General features: G+C 39.8%; 1 protein-coding gene. It reads left to right on the top strand.

Features of this window, described 5'->3' with window-relative positions; genetic code table 11:
* Positions 1–3,318, top strand: a 3,318-nt coding sequence (locus B4U84_RS30895) for a condensation domain-containing protein (RefSeq protein WP_165490364.1), incomplete at both ends; no start/stop codon positions are given.

The raw sequence follows: 3,318 nt of genomic DNA, 5'->3' as shown, positions 1-3,318 counted from the left end.
GAATTGGGGGAAATTGAAGCGGTTATCAGTCAATATTCTGGGGTGCGAGAAAATGTAGTTGTAGCTCGCAATCATTCCTGTGAAGATCAACGTTTAATTGCTTATCTGGTTCTGAACCCAAACCATCAGGGATCGAATGAAGAAATGACGAAATTGCAAACTGAGCAAATTTCGCAGTGGCAGATGGTTTTTAATTCCGAAAAAGATATCTTCAAGCAAATTGATTTCGATCATGATCTGACTTTCAATATAAGTCTGTGGAAAAGCAGTTATGGTGGATTGCCTATTTCCGAAGAAGAGATGCACGAATGGGTAGACCACACAGTCGAGAGAATATTAGCTCTCAAACCAGACCGAGTGTTGGAAATAGGTTGTGGTAATGGTTTACTGTTGTTCCAGATTGCTCCCTTCTGTAGCCAGTACTGTGGCACAGATTTTTCAAAAGCTGCTCTGCACTATACCCAACAAGTGCTAGCAATACCGGAGCATAATCTACCGCAGGTTAGGCTTTTGCAAAGAATGGCTGACAACTTTGAGGGTCTTTTGTCAGAAGCCTTTGACACCATAATTATTAATTCAGTAGTTCAGTACTTTCCTAGTGTTGACTATCTGTTACGAGTATTAGAAGGTGCTGTAAATACAGTAAAACCTGGAGGCTCAATTTTTGTGGGAGATCTCCGCAGTCTAGTTCTGTTAGAAGCTTTTCATACCTCGGTTGAACTGCATAATGCGCCTTCTTCTCTATCCACTATCGAGCTACAACAGCGCGTACAACAAGCCATCACCCATGAGGAAGAACTGGTGATTGACCCAGCTTTCTTTATTGCTTTGAAGCATCACCTTCCTCAAATTAGCCATGTGCAGATTCAGCCCAAGCGTGGTCATCACCAAAATGAACTAACAAAGTTCCGCTACGATGTGATTATCCATGTAGGAACTAAAGTTGATATTGTTCAGGAGTTTCCCTGGTTAGATTGGCAAGAGCAAAAGTTAACACTGACTTCTGTTCGGCAGTTGCTGGAGTCAAAACAACCAGAAATACTTGGACTGAAAAATGTACTAAATGCACGTCTGTTAACCGAAGTCAAAGCAGTAGAACTACTAGCTGATGACTCACAACATGAAACAGTGAATGATATACGTCAAGTCCTAGACTCAACTAATACCAAGTTTGGCTTGAATCCTGAATCTCTATGGGTTTTGAAACAAGAATTACCATATGACATTGACATCAACTGGGCAAACTCCGGTGCAAATGGCAGTTACGACGTAGTTTTTCACAGGTATAAGACAGAGTTGTTAGAGAACACCAAGCGCTGTGTTTCCTATTTTCCTGGAGAAAAAGCCTACCTCAAGCCTTGGAATTTTTATGCGAATAATCCTCTACAGTCTAAATTTGCTCGTCAAATACTACCTTGGTTACGCAACTTCTTAGAATCAAAGTTGCCAAGTTACATGGTACCAACAAATTTTGTCATTTTAGAGGCACTTCCACTCACACCTAATGGCAAGGTTGACCGTAAGGCGCTACCTACACCCGAATTAACACAAATCTCATCATCAAGTATCATCCCTGCTTCCACACCAATTGAGAATTTATTAGTAGGTATTTGGGCAGAAGTACTTGGCATTGATAAAGTAGGTATTGATCATAATTTCTTTGAATTAGGTGGACATTCATTAATTGCAACTCGCGTCATTTCCCAAATCCGGCTAGTTTTTCAAGTAGAACTTCCTTTACGTTATTTGTTTGAAAAACCAACAATAGCTGAATTAGCAAGAGAAATTGAAAAAGCGATTAAGGTAGACTCAGTAGTTGAAGCAACAAACATTGAGCGGATTGTGCGATCGCAACAATTACCGTTATCATTTGCTCAACAACGGTTATGGTTCCTTGACCAATTAGAGCCAAATAGTTCTTTTTATAACATTGCTGCTGCTGTTCGCCTAAAGGGACGATTAAATGTAGCTGGACTACAACAAAGTTTTAACGCAATTATCAGCCGACATGAAGCTCTACGAACCAATTTCCAGACAATAGAAGGGCAACCAATAGCTGTTATCTCTGAAGCGACACCTTTCACATTACCAATATTTGATATTAGTAACCTACCTGCAAATCAACAACAAGCCGAAGTTAAACAACAAGCTTCACAAGAAGCACAAAAACCTTTTGACCTCAAAACCGACTTGTTGCTGAGAGTAAAACTATTACGTCTTCACCAAGAAGAACACATAATATTATTGACAATACATCACATCGTCTCTGACGGTTGGTCAATGGGTGTACTAGTGCAAGAATTGGCAATACTTTACCAAGCTTTCTCTAATAAACAGCCCTCACCATTACCTGCACTACCAATACAGTATGTAGACTTCGCAGCTTGGCAACGACGATGGCTACAAGGAGAAGTACTAAAAACCCAAATATCTTACTGGCTTCAGCAGTTAAAGAACGCGCCAAAAGTATTAGAGTTACCTACTGACCATCCAAGACCAGCAATTCAGACTTTTCGAGGTGCAAACTACTCTTTTGAGCTATCAGATAAGCTCTCTTTTGCCTTAAATAAGTTTAGCCGTCAGCAGGGAACTACCTTGTTTATGACCCTGTTGGCAGCTTTCCAAACTTTGCTATGGCGTTATACAGGTAGCGAAGATATTGTAGTCGGTTCGCCCATTGCTAACCGCAACCGAGCAGAGATAGAAGGATTAATTGGATTTTTTGTCAATACCTTGGTGTTGAGAACTAATTTCGCAGGAAATCCTACTTTTTCTGAACTACTCAAACGGGTGCGAGAAGTATCTCTAGGAGCATATGCACATCAGGATTTACCCTTTGAGTTGTTAGTTGAGGAACTGCAACCAGAGCGCGACTTGAGTCATACACCACTATTTCAACTGATGTTTGTGCTTCAGAATACACCAATGTCTGCGTTAGAATTACCTGATTTAACTTTAAGCCTTTTGGAAGACACAAGGAATACTGCAAAGTTTGATTTAAGCCTATACATGATAAATACACAGGAGGGGCTAGTTGGTACTTTAGAATATAATACTGATTTGTTTGAGAAAAGTTCTATACAAAGAATGGTAAAACATTTGCAAACGTTGCTGGAAGGAATTGTTGCTAATCCGCAGCAGCGTTTGTCAGAATTACCACTATTAACAAAAATTGAGCAAAGCCAATTAATAGTTGAATGGAATGATACAGAAGTTGAATATCCTCAAAAGTGTATTCATGAGTTATTAGAAGCACAGGTAGAAAAAACACCAGATGCAATAGCAGTAGTATTTGAAGACCAACAATTGACATACAGG

The sequence above is a fragment of the Westiellopsis prolifica IICB1 genome (assembly GCF_004323185.1).
Taxonomy (GTDB): domain Bacteria; phylum Cyanobacteriota; class Cyanobacteriia; order Cyanobacteriales; family Nostocaceae; genus Pelatocladus; species Pelatocladus prolificus_A.
This window is presented reverse-complemented; position numbering and strand designations above follow the sequence as displayed.